We start from the raw sequence: 17302 nt of genomic DNA, 5'->3' as shown, positions 1-17302 counted from the left end.
TCCCCAATCCCCGCTTTTCGGCTACTCCGCCACTTCCTCCACCTGCTTCGGCAGCGGCCGCGTATCCGGCAGCTGCCAGAAGATCAGGGTCGAGGTCAGGGTGATCGCGCCGACGCAGACGAAGGTCGCATGCAGCGCCGCGGTGGCGCCGTGGGTGTCGCCGAGATGGGTGTTGAACGCGGCCAGCAGGCTGCCGGCCGCCGCGGCGCCGAAGCCGGTGGCGAGCATCATCACCATCGACAGCAGGCTGTTGCCGGCGCTGGCCTGGTCGCGGTCCAGGTCGCGCAGCGTCACGGTGTTCATGACGGTGAACTGCAGCGAGTTGACCGCACCGAACAGCGCCAGCTGCAGCAGCCGCCAGCCCAGCGGCTGGCCGGCGTCGAACAGCAGGAAGCTGGCCATCGCGGTGCCGACCAGCACGGTGTTGGTCATCAGCACGCGCCGGTAGCCGAAGCGCTCCACCAGCTTCACCGCCGCGCGCTTGGAGGCCATGCCGGCCAGCGCCACCGGGATCATCATCAGCCCGGCGTTCATCGGGCTCATGCCCAGGCCCACCTGCAGCAGCAGCGGGATCAGGAACGGCATGCTGCCGCTGCCCACGCGCGAGAACAGGTTGCCGAGGATGCCGATGCGGAAGCTGGCGACCTTGAACAGATGCAGCGGGAACAGCGGCGCCGCCGCGTTGGCCGCGTGCAGCCAGTAGCCGATCAGCGCCGCCAGCCCGGCGATCGCCAACAGCATCACGAAGGCGTGGCGCAGGCCCAGCTCGGAGATGCCGTCCAGCGCCAGCGACAGCGCGACCATGCCGAAGGCCAGCATCGCGTAGCCGATCAGGTCGAAGCGGGTGCGTTGCTCGCCGTAGAAGTCCGGCATGATCTTCAGCGCCGCGGCGAAGCCGATCGCGCCGATCGGCAGGTTGATCAGGAACACCCAGTGCCAGGACGCCACCTGCACCAGCCAGCCGCCCAGGGTCGGGCCAACGAGCGGCCCGATCAGCGCGGGGATGGCGATGAAGCTCATCGCGCTGAGGAACTGCGCGCGCGACACCGAGCGCATCACCGCCAGCCGGCCCACCGGCAGCAGCATCGCGCCGCCGATCCCCTGCAGCACGCGCGCGGCCACCAGATACGGCAGCCGCGGCGCCGCCGCGCACAGCAGCGAGCCGAGGGTGAACAGCACGATCGCGGCCAGGAAGGTGCGGCGGGTGCCGTAGCGGTCGGCGATCCAGCCCGAGGCGGGAATGAACATCGCCACCGCCAGCGCGTAGCTGAACACCACCGACTGCATCTGCAAGGGGCTCTCGCCCAGGCTGCGCGCCATCGCCGGCAACGCGGTGTTGACGATGGTCGCATCCAGCATCTGCATGAAGATGGCCAGCGACACCAGCCACAGCAGCGGACGGAAACTGCGCGCGTTGGGAACGGCGATCGGATCGGAGGAGGGCGCGGACATCGGCACGCAGGGCGACGCGAGGGGGGCGATAGGATCGCGCAGATCGCGTCGCCGTGTCGTGCAGTTGCGCGCGTTGCGCGCTTGCGATGCAGCGCGCGCTCAGCGATCCATACTGCGGACGCCTCGGTGGATTGCGCCTAGCAGGCACCCGCGTAGGAGCGGCTGCAGCCGCGACGGGCATTCGCAAAATATCCTGTCGCGGCTGCAGCCGCTCCTACGCGAAAGCGCAAGAGATCGAGCGCACGGTCAGATCGCCGACCGTGCGCGAGACTGGAATCCCGAATCCCGAATCCCGAATCCCCAATCCCGGCTTTTAAGCGCGCCGACTATGCCGCTGCACCGCCTCCACCAGCGCGCCAACATGCTCCGGCTGCATGTCCGGCGACAGCCCATGGCCGAGGTTGAACACGTGGCCGTCCAGCGAGCCGCTGTTGCCGTCGGCATAGCTGCGCAGCACGCGTTGCACTTCGCGGTCGATCGCCTCCGGCGCGCCGTACAGCATCGCCGGGTCGAGGTTGCCCTGCAGGGCGACGCGGCCGCCGGTGCGGCGCGCGGCGTCGGCCAGGTCGATGGTCCAGTCCACGCCCACGCCTTCCGCACCGGAGCCGGCCAGCTCTTCCAGGTAGGGCGCGTTGCCCTTGCCGAACAGGATCAGCGGGGTGCGCTCGGCGCCGTCGCCGCGCGCCAGTTCGCGGGCGATGCGCTGCAGGTAGGGCAGGGAGAACTCGCGGTACATCGCCGGGCTCAGCACGCCGCCCCAGGTGTCGAACACCTGCAGCGCCTGCGCGCCGGCCGCGCGCTGCGCCGCCAGGTAGGCGATCACCGCGTCGGTGTTGACCGACAGCAGCTGGTGCAGCGCCGCGGGGTCGTTCAGCGCCAACGCCTTGATCCGCGCGTAGTTGTCGCTGCCGCCGCCCTCGACCATGTAGCAGGCCAGGGTCCAGGGGCTGCCGGAGAAGCCGATCAGCGGGACGCTGCCGTCCAGTTCGCGGCGGATCACCCGCACCGCGTCCATCACGTAGCGCAGTTCGGTCTCCATGTCCGGCACGCCTAGCCGGGCGATCGCCGCGGCGTCGCGCACGGGGTGGCGGAACTTGGGGCCTTCGCCTTCGACGAAGTACAGCTCCAGGCCCATCGCATCGGGAATGGTGAGGATGTCCGAGAACAGGATCGCCGCGTCCAGCGGAAACCGCGCCAGCGGCTGCAGGGTCACTTCGCAGGCCAGTTCCGGGGTCTTGGCCATGGCCAGGAAGCTGCCGGCGCGGGCGCGGGTGGCGCGGTACTCGGGCAGGTAGCGCCCGGCCTGGCGCATCAGCCATACGGGGGTCTGGTCCACGGGCTCGCGGCGCAGCGCGCGCAGCAGGCGGTCGTTCTTGAGCATGGGGGATTCCTTAGCGCGGCGCGTCGGCGCCACGGGTGAACATGACCTGGAAGCCGCGCTTGAGCTGGGCGTCGCGGGCTTTCTCGAAGGCGGCGTTGGCGTCTTCCTGCTGCAGGTAGAGCTCGCGCCGCAGCTGCGCACGGCCGCCGATCTGGCCGCTCTCGCGCAACAGTTCCCAGCCGCCGAGCAGGTCCGGCTGCAGGGTCAGCTGCAGGTAGCGTGGCGGCTCGTTGCCGTCGGGGCGTTGCTGGAGGAAGACGCGCATGCGTCGATTGTAGCGGGTGCCGGTGCAGGCGACGTGGCCCGGTCGGCGGAACGCTGCGGCCGCTCAGCCGGCACGGAAGCCGCGGCGATATGCCGACGGCGGCAACTCCAGGTCGCGCGTGAACTGCAGGCGCAGCGCGCCGGCGCTGCCGAAGCCGCAGTCGGCGGCGATGCGCTCCAGCGGCAGGTCGGTGCGCTCCAGCAGTTGCTGGGCGCGGACCAGGCGCTGGTGCGCCAGCCACTGCACCACGGTGGTCCCGGTCACCTGGCGGAACTGCCGGGTGAAGCTGCGTCGGCTGATCCGTGCGTGCGCGGCCAGCGCATCCAGCCGTTGCGGTTGGTCCAGGCGCTGCAGCATCCAGTCCAGGGTCGGGCCCAGTTGGGCGTCGCGGCGGCTGGCCGGCAGCGGCTGTTCGATGTACTGCGCCTGCCCGCCCTGGCGATGCGGCGCCACCACCAGGCGCCGGGCGATGCGGTTGGCGACGTCGGCGCCGTGGCGGCGCCGCACCAGGTGCAGGCAGCAATCGATGCCGGCCACGGTGCCGGCCGAGGTCAGCACGTCGCCGTCGTCCACGTACAGCACGTCCGGCTGCAGCCGTACCTGTGGATGGCGCTGCGCGAAGCGCGCCAGCGCCGCCCAGTGGGTGGTGGCGGGGCGGTCGTCGAGCAGGCCGGCGTCGGCCAGCACGAAGGTGCCCAGGCACAGGCCCACCACCTGCGCGCCGGCGGCGTGGGCGCGGCGCAGCGCCTGGCACAGCGCCGCAGGTGCCGGTTCGGCGGCATCGCGCCAGGACGGCACGATCACCGTGTCGGCACCGTCCAGCGCCTCCAGGCCGTGCTGCACATGGATGGCGAAGCCGGCGTCGGTGCGCAGAAGCCCCGGCTCGGCGGCACAAACGCGCAGGTCGAAGGCCGGCAGGTCGGTGTCCGGCCGCGCCTCGAACACCTGGCAGGGCACCGCCAGGTGGAAGGGGCTGATGCGGTCGAAGGCGACCACGGCGATGCGATGCGGCGACATGGCCCGATTTTAGCGAAAATGGTGTTTCGGGCCACTCGTCGGCGCAGGTGCGGCCGCCGACACTGGCCGCTCCTTCGCCCCGGAGCCACCGCATGTCTTCTCACCGCCGCGCCCTGCTGGTCATCGATGTCCAGAACGAGTACTTCGACGGCGCACTGCCCATTGCGCATCCGCCGATGGCGCAGTCGTTGCCCAACATCCTGCAGGCCATGGACGCGGCGCAGGCGCACGGCGTGCCGGTGCTGGTGGTGCAGCACACCGCGCCGGCACAGGCACCGGTGTTCGCCGACGGCAGCGCCGGTTGGGCGTTGCACCCGCAGGTCGCCGCGCGGCCGCATGCGCGTTTGCTGCGCAAGACCCGGCCGAGCGTGTTCGCCGACACCGACCTGGCCGCCTGGCTGCAGCAGCACGCGATCGACACGCTGACCGTGGCCGGCTACATGACCCACAACTGCAACGCCTCCACCGTGTACGAGGCCTTCCATCGCGGGCTGGCGGTGGAAGTGCTGGGCGACGCCAGCGGCGCGCTGCCTTACGCCAACGCCGCCGGCCAGGCCAGCGCCGAGGAGATCCACCGGGTGTTCGGGGTGGTGTTCCACAGCAACTTCGCTGCAGTCGCCGACACCGCGCAGTGGATCGCGGCGGTGCAGGCGGGACTACCGCTGCCGCACGACAACGTGCTGCAGTCCAACCGCCGCGCGCGGGACCTGGCATGAGCGGCATGCCGCGGGTGCTGCGTGCGCGCGAGTTCACCGGCAGCCGCGCCTGGGAGGCGCTGCCGGTGGCGCGGCTGGATGGCATCGGCGTGCGCATCCATTGGACCGACCAATCGTACGTTTGGCACGTCAACGACGGGGCGGAAGTATTCGTGGTGCTGGACGGACAGGTGCAGATGCGCTGGCGCGTGCAGGGCATCGAGCAGGCGGCGCTGCTGCAAGCCGGCGACGTGTTCCATGCGCCGGAAGGCACCGAGCATGTGGCGCACCCGCAGGGTCCGGCGTGGGTGCTGGTGGTGGAGCGCGACGGCAGTCCGTGATTGCCGGGATCCGCTCCTGGCCGGCGGGCGCCGCGATGGTACCTGGGACGTGCCGCTGTCGATGACGTGTGTACAGGGCGACGCACACTGCGCGTTCTGATGTGCGTTCTATCACGGAGTCATCACTGTCGATCTGGCGTCATTGGGACAGGCTATGCCGCTGCGTGCGCACAGAGATCCTGGTGTCACGGCATCGCCATTCACCACGAGTGCGGACGCGGCCGGTATGCGAAGCCAGAGCGATGGGCGGTTCCCTGGGCAGCACCCCGAGGTCGGCGCGGGACGGGATCCCGCGCGGCCTGCTGCCATTTCCGACGACGTCATGTCGTTGCGCGCGCCACGTCGTCGCGCGAGCGCTTATCAAACGCCACGCACGGCGTGCGGCCTGGGTCGGGTCACTGTCTTCGCCGGATTGGCGGTGCTGTGCCTGCTGATCCTCGGCGGCTGGGTTTGGCACGCGCACCGCCAGCAGCCCGCGCCGGCGCCCGAACCATTGCGCGTGCAGACCATGACCGTCGCGCCGCACCGGGTGCCGGACATCATCGAGACCTCCGGTACGCTGCTGTCGCCGCAGACCGTGGAGGTGCGCGCGCAGGCCGACGGGGTGCTGCAGTCGGTGCTGATCCATGACGGCGAGCAGGTCCACGCCGGGCAACTGCTGTTCACCATCGATCCGCGTCCGCTGCGGGCGGCGTTGGCGCAGGCGCGCGCCACGCTTGTCCGCGACCAGGCGCTGGCGGCGGATGCGGCCGATACCGAGGCGCGCTACGCCAAGCTGTCCAGGACCGGCGCGGTCGATCCCAAGACCTACACCACCGCGGCCGACACACTGCGCTCGCTGCGCGGCACCGTCGCCGCCGACCAGGCCCAGGTCGAGCAGACGCAGCTGTCGCTGGCCTACACCCAGGTCCGCGCGCCCATCGACGGCCGCGCCGGCGCCATCGCGGTCAAGCCGGGCAACCTGGTGTCCAGCGGGTCCAGCACCGCGCTGGTGACGCTCAATGTCAGCACGCCGATCGAGGTGCGCTTCGCCCTGGCGCATGTGCAGGTCGACGCGGTGCGGGCGGCGCCACTGGGCCGCCAGGGCCTGGGCTTGCCGGTGCTGGCGCTGGATGCGGTGAAGGGCACGCTGCTGGATCGCGGCGAGGTGGCGTTCCTCGACAATGCCTTCGACACCAGCAGCGGCACGCTGGAGCTGCGCGCACGCTTCGCCAACGCCGGCGCCACGCTGTGGCCGGGGCAGTTCGTCACCGTGCGGGTGATCCTGGCGGAGGACCCGCAGGCGCTGTCGGTGCCCGAGAGCGCCTTGCAGCAGGGACAGCAGGGGCCGTACGTGTACTGCGTGGTCGAGGGCCATGCCGTGTCGCGGCCGCTGACCGTGGCGCGGATGGTCGACGGGCAGGCGGTGATCGCCAAGGGCCTGCGCGCGGGCGACCGCGTCATCCTCACCGTGCCCAACGAACTGCGCGACGGCAGCGCGGTGCAATCCGGCAACCAGCACGCCACGCCGACCGCGGCGGCGACCGGGCGGCATGCGTGAATCTGTCGGCGCTGTTCATCCGCCGCGCGGTGATGACCTCGGTGCTGATGATCGCGCTGGTGCTGGCCGGCGGCATGGCCTACTTCGCGCTGCCGGTCAGCGAGCTGCCCGACGTCAGCTTCCCGACCATCACCGTCAACATGTCGCTGCCCGGCGCCAATCCCGAGACCATGGCCGCGGCCGTGGCGACGCCGCTGGAGCGCCAGTTCAGCGGCCTGCCCGGGCTGGACACGATGAGTTCGACCAGCAGCGTCGGCAGTACCCGCATCGTGTTGCAGTTCGCGTTGAGCCGCAATGTCGATGCCGCCGCGCAGGACGTGCAGAACGCGGTCTCGCAGGCGGCCGGCCTGCTGCCGCGCGAGATCAATCCGGCGCAGATCCAGAAGGAGGATCCCAGCGCCGCGCCGATCATGCACCTGATCCTGCGCTCCAAGACCATCGCGCTGCCGCTGCTCAACCAGTTCGCCAAAGACCGCGTGGCGTTGCGCCTGGCCTCGGTGCCGGGCGCCGGCCAGATCGACGTCAACGGCGCGCAGAAGTACGCGGTACGCCTGTTCGTCAATCCGCACCTGCTCGCCGCCCGCCACCTGGGCTTCGACCAAGTGGTGTCGGCGGTGCAGGCGGGCAACAGCAATGCGCCGGCCGGCACGCTGATGGGGCGCGCGCGGTCCTACACCGTGCGCGCCGACGGCCAGCTCAAGCGCGCGGCCGATTTCGACGCCATGGTGCTGAGCTACGCGGACGGTGCGCCGGTGCGCCTGCGCGACGTCGGCCATGCCGAGGACAGCGTCGAGAACCTGCAGACCGCCGCCTCGCTCAACGGCCAGCGCGCGATCGAGATCAACATCCACCGCCAGCCCGGCGCCAACACGCTGTCGGTGACCCAGGGCATCCAGGCGGCGCTGCCGGGGATCCGCGCGCAGTTGCCCGGCGACGCCCAGCTCGACGTGCTCTACGACCGCGGCGACTACATCGGTGCCTCGGTGGAAGACGTGGAGTGGACCCTGGTCGGCTCGCTGGTGCTGGTGATCGTGGTGATCCTGCTGTTTCTGCGCAGCTGGATGGCGACCCTGATCGTGGCGCTGGTGCTGCCGACCTCGCTGATCGGCACCTTCGCGGTGATGCGCCTGCTGCACTTCAGCCTCGACAACATCTCGATGCTGGCGCTGACCCTGTCGGTCGGCTTCGTGGTCGACGATGCCATCGTGGTCATCGAGAACATCGTCCGCCACGCCGAGCAGGGCGCCAGCCGGATGGACGCGGCCATCGCCGCCTCGCGCGAGATCGGCTTCACCGTGCTGTCGATGACGGTGTCGCTGTCGGCGGTGTTCCTGCCGATCGTGTTCATGGGCGGGCTGGTCGGGCGGCTGTTCTCCGAGTTCGGCATGGTGATCGCGATCGCGGTGATCCTGTCCGGCATCGTCTCGCTGACCCTCACCCCGATGCTCGCCAGCCGCTGGCTCGACCCGAAGAAGAGTGCTGGCTGGGTGTTCGAGCGCTTCGACCGGCTGGTCGAGGCCAGCGAACGCGGCTACGCGCGCTCGCTGGCCTGGGCGACCGAGCGCATCGGCCTGATGTGCGTCATCGGTGTGGCCACCCTGGTCGGCACCGCCGGCGTCTACGCCGTGGTCGAGAAGGGCTTCATTCCGCAGGTCGATTCGGGAAAGATCGACGGCGACACCCGCGTGCCCGAGGGCACCGCTTTCGCCGACTTCGTCGCCAAGCAGGCGGCGGTGGTGAAGATCATCCAGCGCAATCCCAACGTGGCCAACGTCGAATCGGTGATCGGTTCGGACAATTCGCTCAGCAACAGCGGGCGCCTGCTGATCGGGCTCAAGCCGCTGTCCGAGCGCAGCGGCAGCGCCGAGGAGGTGATCCAGGACGTGCGCAAGCAGGTCGCCGCGATCCAGGGCATCACCCTCAACATGCGCAATCCGCCGGCGATCGACATGGGGCCGAAGGCCTCGAACGGATCGCTGCAGTACGTGCTGCAGTCCACCGACCAGAAGGCGCTGTACGCCCAGTCCGACAGCATCCTGCAGCGCCTGCGGCAACTGCGCGACGTGCAGGATCCGCAGAGCGACCTGCAGCTCAAGAACCCGGAGATCGAGGTGGTGCTGCACCGCGAGCAGGCCGCCGCGCTGGGCGTCACCGCCGCTGGCCTGCAGGACACCCTGGCCAGCGCCTACGGCGGCCGCAAGATCAGCACCATCTACGGCGACACCGATCAGTACGAAGTGCTGCTGCAGGTAGACCCCGCGGCGCAGGCCGACCTCAACGGCCTGGATGCGCTGTCGTTCAACGGCAACCAGAATCCCGGCATCACCGCGATCGGCACGCAGACCTCCAACAGCAGCTCCGGCACCAGCGCGGTGCTGACCGCCGCCGGCGGCCCGATGGTGCCGTTGCGCGCGGTGGCCGACGTGCGCATGGGCGTCGGGCCGGTGGCGATCAACCATTACGCCGGCCTGCCGGCGGTGACCCTGTCGATGAACCTGGCGCCGGGCGTGTCGCTCGGCGAGGCCGCCGCCGGCATCGGCAACCTGATGGCGCAGACCCTGGGCAAGGACGACGCGCGCGCCATCAGCGGCCAGTTCGCCGGCTCGGCGCAGGCCTTCGAGAATTCGATGAAGACGCTGCCGATGCTGCTGCTGATCACCGTGCTGTTGATCTATGGCGTGCTGGCGATCCTGTACGAGAACGCGCTGCACCCGATCACCATCCTGACCTCGCTGCCGCTGGCCGGGTTCGGCGCCATCCTGATGCTGGTGCTGTTCCGTCAGGAGCTCAATCTCTTCAGCTTCGTCGGCCTGATCCTGCTGGTCGGGCTGGTCAAGAAGAACGGCATCATGATGGTGGACTACGCGCTGGACCTGGAGCGCTCGGGCGATGCGCGCTGGCAGCAGCCGCGCGCGGCGATGCTGGAAGCGGCCACGGTGCGCTTCCGCCCGATCATGATGACCACCCTGGCGGCGGTGCTGGGCTCGCTGCCGATCGCGCTGGGTTTCGGCGCCGGCGCCGAGGCGCGGCGCCCGCTCGGCATCGCCGTGGTCGGCGGCCTGCTGTTCTCGCAGGCGCTGACCCTGTATCTGACCCCGGCCTTCCACATCGCGATGGCCGAGTGGCTGGCGCGCCGCCGCGCACGTCGCAACGGCGCCGCGCCGCCGTCGGCGCCGACGCTGCCGGAGCCGGCCTGATGCGCGCGCTCGCGCTTGGCGCCGCGTGTCTGCTGTCGGCGTGCAGCCTGACCCCGGCCTACGTGCGTCCCGCCGCACCGATCCCGCCGTCGTGGCCGGTGGGCGATGCCTACCTGGCGCAGCACGAGGCCACGCTGCCGTCGCTGAGCTACCGGCAGGTGTTCGCCGACCCGCGGCTGCAGGCGCTGATCGCGCAGGCGCTGGACCACAACCGCGACCTGCGGATCGCGCTCGCCGATATCGCTCAGGCACGGGCGCAGTACCGGATCCAGCGCGCGGCCCTGCTGCCGGAGGTGGGGACCAGCGCGACCTATACGCGCTCCTATCGCGGCAAGGGCGCGGCGCCGGGCAACGACACGACCCAGGGCGGCAACGCAGCGGCCGCACCGGCGGCGGGCTATGCCAGCAGTTACGACCTGGGCCTGGGCGTCAACGCGTTCGAACTGGATCTGTTCGGCCGTCTGCACGCGCTGAGCGCGGCCGCGCAGCAGCGCTACCTGGAACAGGAAGCCGCGGCCCGGGCCACGCGCCTGACCCTGGTCGGCGACATCGCCACGACCTGGCTGACCTATGCCAGCGACCGCAGCCTGCTGACGCTCGCGCAGGACACCGTGCGCAGCGCCGGCACAAGCGTGGCGCTGACCGCACAGCGAGTGGATGGCGGCATTGTGCCGCACTCGGACCTGGACCAGGCCAACCAGGTGCTGCATGCCGCGCAGGCCGACCTGGCCGCGCAGACCACGGCGCTGGCGCAGGACGTCAATGCGCTGCAGTTGCTGGTGGGCGCTCCGGTCGATCCGGCACTGTTGCCGGGTTCGATCGAGGAGGTCGCGGCCAGCATCGGCGATCCGCCGGCCGGCCTGGACACCAGCGTGCTGCTGCGTCGGCCCGACGTGGTGCAGGCCGAATACGAACTGCGTGCGGTCAACGCCCAGATCGGTGCGGCGCGCGCGGCGCTGTTTCCCAGCATCAGCCTGAGCGGTCTGCTGGGCCTGACCAGCACCGCGCTGTCGCAGCTGTTCACCCATGATGCGCGCACCGCGTCGGTGGGTGCCGGCGTCGCCTACACGGTGTTCGATGGCGGCGCGGCGCGCGCCAACGTGCGCTACACCGAGGCGCAGCGCGATGCCGCGGTGGCCGGTTACGAAAAGACCGTGCAGACCGCCTTCGGCGAAGTGGCCGATGCCCTGGCCCGGCGCGGCACCATCGATGCGCAGGTGCAGGCGCAGCGCGCGCTCCTCGCCGATGCCGCCAACACCTACGACGCCAGCGCGCAGCGCTACCGCGAGGGCGTGGAGAGCGCGCTGTCCAACCTGGATGCGCAGCGCAGCTACTACGCCGCGCAGCGCAGTCTGGTCGCGGTGGAACTGACCGCGGCCACCAATCGGGTGACGCTGTATCGCACCCTGGGCGGGGACGCGTCGCTGGAGCCCGGGCCGCGCTGAGCCCGCGCAGCCGCATGGACGGGTGCGCGAGTGCCGCTGCGGAGAACAACAGCGGCCGGTCGCTTGGCGCGCCCGTGTTTCAGCCGGCGGCCAGCACCGCCAGCACCTGCGCCTCGTCCACGTCGGGGACGATCTCGGCGTGGCCGATGCCGCGCCACAGCACCAGCCGCAGACGCCCGGCCACATTCTTCTTGTCCAGGCGCATGCGCGCCAGCAGCGCCTCCGGCGCCAGCCCGGCCGGCAGCGCGGTCGGCAGGCCGAAGTCGTGCAGCAGCGCGCGCAGTTGCGCCGTGTCCTGCGCGCTGGCCATGCCCAGCCGCGCCGACAGTTCCGCGGCCAGCACCATGCCCACCGCCACCGCTTCGCCGTGGTTGAGGTTGGCGTTGTCCGGGGCGCCGTAGCCCTGTTCGGTCTCGATGGCGTGGCCGAAGGTGTGGCCGAGGTTGAGCAGGGCGCGCTCGCCTTTTTCCAGCGGATCGCGGGCGACGATCTCGGCCTTGTGCTCGCAGCTGCGCGCGATCGCCTGCGCCAGCGCCGCCGGCTCGCCGGCCAGCAGCGCGCGACGTTCGGCATGCAGCCATTCGAAGAACAGCGGGTCGCGGATGGCGCCGTACTTGATCACCTCGGCCAGCCCCGCGCGCAGTTCGCGCGGCGGCAGGCTGCGCAGCGCGGCGGTGTCGGCCAGCACCGCGCGCGGCGGATGGAAGGCGCCGACCAGGTTCTTGCCCTGCGGGATGTCCACCGCGGTCTTGCCGCCGACCGAGGAATCGACCATCGCCAGCAGTGTGGTCGGCAATTGCACGCAATCCACGCCGCGCATCCAGCAGGCGGCGGCGAAGCCGGCCAGGTCGCCGACCACGCCGCCGCCCAGCGCCAGCACGCAGGCGTCGCGGGTGGCGCCCAGGGCGGCCAGCGCGGCGATCGCCGCGGCGAAGTGGTCCAGGGTCTTGGAGGCCTCGCCGGCGGGGATCACGAAGTCGCCGATCTGCAGTTCCGGGCGTGCCGCCAACAGCGCGCTGCGGACCTGCGCCGCATACAGCGGCGCCACCTGGCTGTCGCTGAGCAGCAGGACGTGGCGGCCGCGCGCGTGCGCGGCGAGGGCGGCGCCGTCGTCGAGCAGGCCGGGGCCGATGTGGATGGTGTAGGCCGGGTCGCCAGCGACCTCGACCGTGCGCGATGCTGCGGTCATGCAGTGGGTTCCGGAAGTTTCCACGACGCGGCCAGGCGCACGACCAGTTGCGCGGTGGCCTCGGCCGGGGTGAGGTGGTCGGTGTCCAGGATCAGGTCGGCGACCTCGCGGTACAGCGGTTCGCGCACCGCGTGCAGGTCGCGCAGCACCTGCTCGCGGTCGCCACGCTGCAGCAGCGGGCGGCTGCGGTCGCGGTGCAGGCGCTGCAGTTGCGCGGCCACGCCCACCCGCAGGTACACCACGAAGCCGTGCTCGCGCATCTCGCGGCGGCTGTCGGCGTTGAGCACGGCGCCGCCGCCGGTGGAGATCAGGTGGCCGGGCGTGCTCAGGATGCTTTCCAGCACCGCGCGCTCGTGCTCGCGGAAACCGGCTTCGCCGGCGTGTTCGAACAGCGAGGCGATGCTGGCGCCGGTGCGCTCGACGATGGTCTGGTCGCTGTCGACGAAGACCAGGCCGAAGCGCTCGGCCAGGCGGCGACCGATGACGCTCTTGCCGGCGCCCATCGGGCCGACCAGCACCAGGTTGGGGGCGGGATTCATCCGCCGATGCTAGCAGAGACCGACGCCGCCCCGCGCGCCGCGCAGGCGCGTGCGCGGGGCCTTGCGCGGCGAAGCGTGCGTCGCGCGGTGCATGGCGCGACAATGGGGGATCGTCCGCCGAGTGCCTGTCGCCATGCCCGATCTCTACGCCGAAGCCCTCTCCACGTTCGCCGACCTGTTCGCCGAGGCGCGCACCAGCGACGAGGCCGAATACAACGCCATGGTCGTGTCCTCGGCCACGCTGGAGGCGCGCCCCTCGTCGCGGGTGGTGCTGCTGAAGGCCTACGACGCGCGCGGCTTCGTGTTCTACACCCACCTGGACAGCCAGAAGGGCCGCGAGCTGCAGGCCAATCCGCAGGCCTCGCTGCTGTTCCTGTGGCGGCGCATGCGCGAGGACGGGGTGCAGGTGCGCATCGACGGCGAGGTGCAACTGGTCGCCGCGGCCGAGGCCGATGCCTATTTCGCCTCGCGCCCGCGCATGAGCCAGATCGGCGCCTGGGCCTCGGCGCAGTCGCGCACCTTGGCTTCGCGCGAGGAATTCGAGGAACGCGTGGCCAAGGCCGAGGCCACCTTCGAGGGCCGCGAGGTGCCGCGCCCGGACGGCTGGGGCGGGTTCCGCGTGGTGCCGCGCAGCTTCGAGTTCTGGTACGGCGCCAAGTACCGCCTGCACGAGCGCTGGCGCTACGAGGCCGACGCCGCCGGCCACTGGAGCAAGCGGATGCTGTTCCCGTGAGCGGCGCCGGCCCCGCCTGCCGCGGCACCGCCGCCGCGGTGCGCGCGTGCTCGGGCGGGGCGCGCTGAGCATGGGGCCGCAGCGCATCGTCTGCCTGACCGAAGAGCCGACCGAGACGCTGTACGCGCTCGGCGAACAGCAGCGCATCGTCGGCATCAGCGGCTTCACCGTGCGCCCGCCGCAGGCGCGCCGCGACAAGCCCAAGGTCAGCGCCTTCACCAGCGCCAAGATCGGCGAGATCCTCAAGCTGCAGCCGGACCTCGCCATCGGCTTCTCCGACATCCAGGCCGACATCGCCGCCGACCTGGTACGGCATGGCGTGGAGGTGTGGATCGCCAACCATCGCAGTGTCGACGGCATCCTCGACTACATCCGCCGCCTCGGCGCGCTGGTCGGCGCCGGGCCACGCGCCAATGCCTACGCCGACGAACTGCAGCGCGGCCTCGATGCCATCGCCGCGCAGGCCGCCACCTTGCCGCGGCGGCCGCGGGTGTACCTGGAGGAATGGGACGAGCCCATCATCACCGGGATCCGCTGGGTGGCCGAACTGGTGGGCATCGCCGGCGGCGAGGACGTGTTCCCGGAACTGTCGGTGCAGCCGCTGGCCAAGGCGCGGATCCTGGCCAACGGCGACGAGGTGGTGCGGCGCGCGCCGGACATCATCCTCGGCTCCTGGTGCGGCAAGCGCTTCCGTCCCGAGCGCGTCGCCGCGCGGCCTGGCTGGTCGGCGATGCCGGCGGTGCGCGACGGGCAACTGTTCGAGATCAAGTCGCCGCTGATCCTGCAGCCGGGGCCGGCGGCCCTCACCGACGGCGTGCGTGCCATCGCCGACATCGTCCAGGCCTGGGCCAGGGGTGTGGGCGCGCGCTAGGGCGGGGCTGCCAGGCCACCATCCGAACGTGCGCAACGCGCATGCATGGCCGCGTCGTCGTGCGGCCATGGACGGATCGCCGCTTCAGCGATCCTCCTTGTCGCGCACGCCGCCACGCCGCGGCAGGCGCCGCACGCGGCCATTCCGTTAGCCAGGCATGGGCTGGGTGCGGCCGGCGATGCCCAGGCCGAGCAGGGCCATCAGCGCGGCGACGGAGAAAGTCGACAGGTAGGCCGCCGCGGCCGAGTACGCCAGCAGCGCGGCGAACAGCGAGCCGCCGACCGCCAGCGTGGTCGCCACCGCAATCGCCTCGCTCAACTGCAGCGCCGAACTGTTGCGGCCCTGCCGCGCCGGCGGCGACAGGGTCAGGGTCAGCACCGCCAGGGTCGGGTAGATCAGGCCCATGCCCAGGCCGGTCGCGGTCCAGCCGCCGATCGCCAGCGCTGCCGGCACTGCCGGCAGCAGCGCCAGCGCCGTGGCCGCGATGCCCAGCGCCATCAGCGTGCAGCCTAGCCGCAGCCGCCGCAGGCGAGTGGCGTCGCGGCCGTAGTGGCCCTGGTACCAGGAACCGGCGAACCAGCCCAGCGCGCCGGCGCTCAGTGCAACGCCGGCCCACACCGGCGACAGCCCGCGCTCGCGCGACAGCAGCAGCGGCAGGAACGCCTCGCAGCCGAAGAACGCCGAGCCGGCGATGCCGCGCAGCGCGATCACGCTGGGCAGGCCGCGCGCGGCGCGCAGGGTGCCGGCCGGCAGCAGCCGCCAGGTGCACAGCGCCAGCAGCGCCAGCGCCGACGGCAGCAGCAGCGCCGCCCACAGCCCGCGCTGCTGGCCGCCCACATACAGCAGGCAGACGCCGGCCGCGGCGCCCAGTGACCACCGCCGCGCCGCGCCGCTGGCACCGTCCGTGCTGGCGGCGGGCGGCAGGCGCCGCAATGCCGGCCACAGCAGCGCCGCCGCCGGCAGCGCCAGCAGCGGCACCGCCAGGAACACCCAGCGCCAGCCGACGTGCTCGACGATCAGCCCGCTGATGCTGGGGCCGATCAGCGACGGCACCACCCAGCCGGCGGAGAACGCGGCGAACATGCGCGGGCGGATCGCCTGCGGATACAGCCGCGCGACCAGCACGTACAGCACCACCGAGATCGCGCCGGCGCCCAGGCCCTGCACCAGCCGGCCGGCCAGCAGGAATCCCATCGACGGGGCGAAGCCGGCCAGCAACAGGCCGCAGACGAAGCAGGCCAGGCCGGTCCATAGCGGCGTCGCCGGCCCGTGCAGGTCGCTCCAGCGCCCGGCCACGGTCATGCCGATCACGCTGGTGGCCAGGGTCCCGCCGAAGGCCAGCGCGTACAGCCGCAGGCCGTCCAGTTCGCGGGCCACGGTCGGCATCGCCGCGGCCACCGCCAGCGCCTCGAAGGCGATCAGCGAGACCAGCGCGACCATGCCGACGGTGGTGGCGCGGTAGGCCGGCGCCAGCACGGAGCCGGCAGCGGCAGGGGCGGGTGGAGCAGTGGCGGTGGTGGCGTGGTCTTGCATCGGTGTACCTGGGAAAACGGGTGGACGTCTGCCGGTGGCGACTTGCGTGGGCGCGTGCAGCCCGTGCAGCATGCAACCTCAACCGGACTCGAGGTCAAGCGATGCAGGAGGAACTGAGCGTGGGGCAGGTCGCTGCGCGCAGCGGTGTGGCCGTGTCGGCGCTGCATTTCTACGAGAGCAAGGGCCTGATCCGCAGCATGCGTACCGCCGGCAACCAGCGCCGCTACACGCGCGACGTGCTGCGCCGGCTGGCGGTGATCCGCGTGGCGCAACGCGTCGGCGTGCCGCTGGACAGCGTCAAGGCCGCCTTCGCGCAGTTGCCCGACGCGCGCACCCCGACCCGCGCCGAGTGGGCGCGGATGTCGGCGGTGTGGCGCGAGGAACTGGACGCGCGCATCCTGCAGCTGACCCGCCTGCGCCACCAGCTCACCGACTGCATCGGCTGCGGCTGCCTGTCGCTGCGCCGCTGCCGGCTCAGCAACCCGGCCGACACCCTGGCCGCGCACGGCGATGGTCCGCAGCGCTGGGCGGAGGAGTGAGCGCTGCGTGTGTGCGCAGCCGCCGCGCGTAATATCGCCCCGTCCACCGCTACCGCGTCGGTACTGAAGTCCCTCCCACAATTGACCGCGCTCGCTCTGCGCCGGTCGGTCTATCGATCTTTCCGTAGGCGCGGTTGCAGCCGCGACCGGGGATTCCCGATAACGCCGCCAGTCGCGGCTGTTACCAAACAGGCGACAAAAGCCGCTTCCACGACCCGCGATGGCGCCACGATGTGGGAGGGACTTCAGTCCCGACTGCATGCACCGTCCGGCCAATGTCGCGACGTCCGCCGCTACCGCGTCGGGACTGAAGTCCCTCCCGCAATTGACTGCGCTCGCTCTGCGCCGGTCGGTCTATCGATCTTTCCGTAGGCGCGGTTGCAGCAGCGACCGGGGATTCCCGGTAACGCCAGTCGCGGCTGATCCCAAACAGGGGACAAGAGCCGCTTGTGTCAAATAAGGGTCTATCGTTGTAGGTGAGAGCGGAGTGCGGCAGGCCGTTTAGCCGCAGTGCCAGCAAGCACGAGTAGGAGTCAGCGCCGCCGCACTCCGGTTCTCCTGCCGG

At 71.4% G+C, this 17302-nt stretch carries 15 protein-coding genes; 8 read left to right on the top strand and 7 right to left on the bottom strand.

Translation table 11 applies throughout. The features are described from left to right. Positions 1 to 21: 21 nt before the first annotated feature. The 4 genes from mdtD to CEK65_RS11515 all read right to left on the bottom strand — a co-directional run bounded on the left by mdtD (position 22) and on the right by CEK65_RS11515 (position 4115). Positions 22 to 1452, bottom strand: coding sequence for a multidrug transporter subunit MdtD (gene mdtD, locus CEK65_RS11530; RefSeq protein ID WP_017911167.1), 1431 nt, complete (start codon positions 1450 to 1452; stop codon positions 22 to 24). Positions 1453 to 1765: 313 nt separating this feature from the next. After that, entirely contained in the window at positions 1766 to 2833 is a 1068-nt protein-coding gene (hemE, locus tag CEK65_RS11525; RefSeq protein WP_152181810.1) for a uroporphyrinogen decarboxylase, read from the bottom strand. 10 nt (positions 2834 to 2843) lie between these two features. Next, entirely contained in the window at positions 2844 to 3098 is a 255-nt protein-coding gene (locus tag CEK65_RS11520; protein WP_010344159.1) for a WGR domain-containing protein, read from the bottom strand. A gap of 63 nt (positions 3099 to 3161) precedes the next feature. Continuing rightward, positions 3162 to 4115 carry a helix-turn-helix domain-containing protein gene (locus CEK65_RS11515; RefSeq protein ID WP_152181809.1) on the bottom strand — a complete coding sequence of 318 codons (954 nt, stop codon included), beginning with the start codon at positions 4113 to 4115 and terminating at the stop codon, positions 3162 to 3164. 92 nt (positions 4116 to 4207) lie between these two features. Between CEK65_RS11515 and CEK65_RS11510 the strand changes: the two genes are divergently transcribed. The 5 genes from CEK65_RS11510 to CEK65_RS11490 all read left to right on the top strand — a co-directional run bounded on the left by CEK65_RS11510 (position 4208) and on the right by CEK65_RS11490 (position 11333). Continuing rightward, the gene (locus tag CEK65_RS11510) at positions 4208 to 4831 is read left to right on the top strand and encodes a cysteine hydrolase family protein (RefSeq protein ID WP_152181808.1); all 624 of its coding nucleotides are present in this window, start codon (positions 4208 to 4210) and stop codon (positions 4829 to 4831) included. Further along, positions 4828 to 5151: a cupin gene (locus CEK65_RS11505; RefSeq protein ID WP_152181807.1), complete on the top strand. Its 324-nt coding sequence runs from the start codon at positions 4828 to 4830 to the stop codon at positions 5149 to 5151. Before CEK65_RS11510 ends, CEK65_RS11505 begins: the two co-directional genes overlap by 4 nt. Before the next feature lie 418 nt (positions 5152 to 5569). After that, positions 5570 to 6691 (top strand): efflux RND transporter periplasmic adaptor subunit, encoded by a 1122-nt coding sequence (locus tag CEK65_RS11500; protein WP_226980554.1) that lies wholly within the window; start codon positions 5570 to 5572, stop codon positions 6689 to 6691. Next, complete coding sequence (locus CEK65_RS11495; protein WP_152181806.1) at positions 6688 to 9888, top strand: efflux RND transporter permease subunit; 3201 nt, start codon at positions 6688 to 6690, stop codon at positions 9886 to 9888. Before CEK65_RS11500 ends, CEK65_RS11495 begins: the two co-directional genes overlap by 4 nt. Then, the gene (locus CEK65_RS11490; protein ID WP_152181805.1) at positions 9888 to 11333 is read left to right on the top strand and encodes an efflux transporter outer membrane subunit; all 1446 of its coding nucleotides are present in this window, start codon (positions 9888 to 9890) and stop codon (positions 11331 to 11333) included. The genes CEK65_RS11495 and CEK65_RS11490 overlap by 1 nt, the downstream gene beginning before the upstream one ends. Positions 11334 to 11412: 79 nt before the next feature. Here the strand turns inward: CEK65_RS11490 and aroB are convergent, their stop codons facing one another. Both aroB and CEK65_RS11480 read right to left on the bottom strand, forming a co-directional pair. Continuing rightward, positions 11413 to 12522 carry a 3-dehydroquinate synthase gene (aroB, locus tag CEK65_RS11485; RefSeq protein ID WP_152181804.1) on the bottom strand — a complete coding sequence of 370 codons (1110 nt, stop codon included), beginning with the start codon at positions 12520 to 12522 and terminating at the stop codon, positions 11413 to 11415. Next, complete coding sequence (locus tag CEK65_RS11480) at positions 12519 to 13061, bottom strand: shikimate kinase (RefSeq protein ID WP_010344147.1); 543 nt, start codon at positions 13059 to 13061, stop codon at positions 12519 to 12521. Before CEK65_RS11480 ends, aroB begins: the two co-directional genes overlap by 4 nt. A 133-nt stretch (positions 13062 to 13194) precedes the next feature. Between CEK65_RS11480 and pdxH the strand changes: the two genes are divergently transcribed. Then, on the top strand, positions 13195 to 13794 hold the full coding sequence (pdxH, locus tag CEK65_RS11475) for a pyridoxamine 5'-phosphate oxidase (protein ID WP_017910874.1): 600 nt from the start codon (positions 13195 to 13197) through the stop codon (positions 13792 to 13794). 70 nt (positions 13795 to 13864) lie between these two features. Then, the gene (locus CEK65_RS11470) at positions 13865 to 14665 is read left to right on the top strand and encodes a cobalamin-binding protein (RefSeq protein ID WP_152181822.1); all 801 of its coding nucleotides are present in this window, start codon (positions 13865 to 13867) and stop codon (positions 14663 to 14665) included. 147 nt (positions 14666 to 14812) lie between these two features. On the opposite strand, the gene CEK65_RS11465 is transcribed toward CEK65_RS11470, so the two are convergent. After that, positions 14813 to 16198, bottom strand: a complete 1386-nt coding sequence (locus CEK65_RS11465) for an MFS transporter (protein ID WP_152181803.1) — start codon at positions 16196 to 16198, stop codon at positions 14813 to 14815. Positions 16199 to 16299: 101 nt separating this feature from the next. Here CEK65_RS11465 and soxR point away from each other — a divergent pair, with 101 nt between their 5' ends. Next, the gene (gene soxR / locus CEK65_RS11460) at positions 16300 to 16737 is read left to right on the top strand and encodes a redox-sensitive transcriptional activator SoxR (protein WP_010344143.1); all 438 of its coding nucleotides are present in this window, start codon (positions 16300 to 16302) and stop codon (positions 16735 to 16737) included. The last annotated feature ends 565 nt before the right edge of the window (positions 16738 to 17302 follow it).

This window comes from Xanthomonas sp. LMG 12459, from assembly GCF_009192905.1.
GTDB classification, from domain to species: domain Bacteria; phylum Pseudomonadota; class Gammaproteobacteria; order Xanthomonadales; family Xanthomonadaceae; genus Xanthomonas_A; species Xanthomonas_A sontii.
The sequence above is the reverse complement of the archived record's forward strand: the minus strand, read 5'-3'. Positions and strand labels throughout refer to the sequence as shown.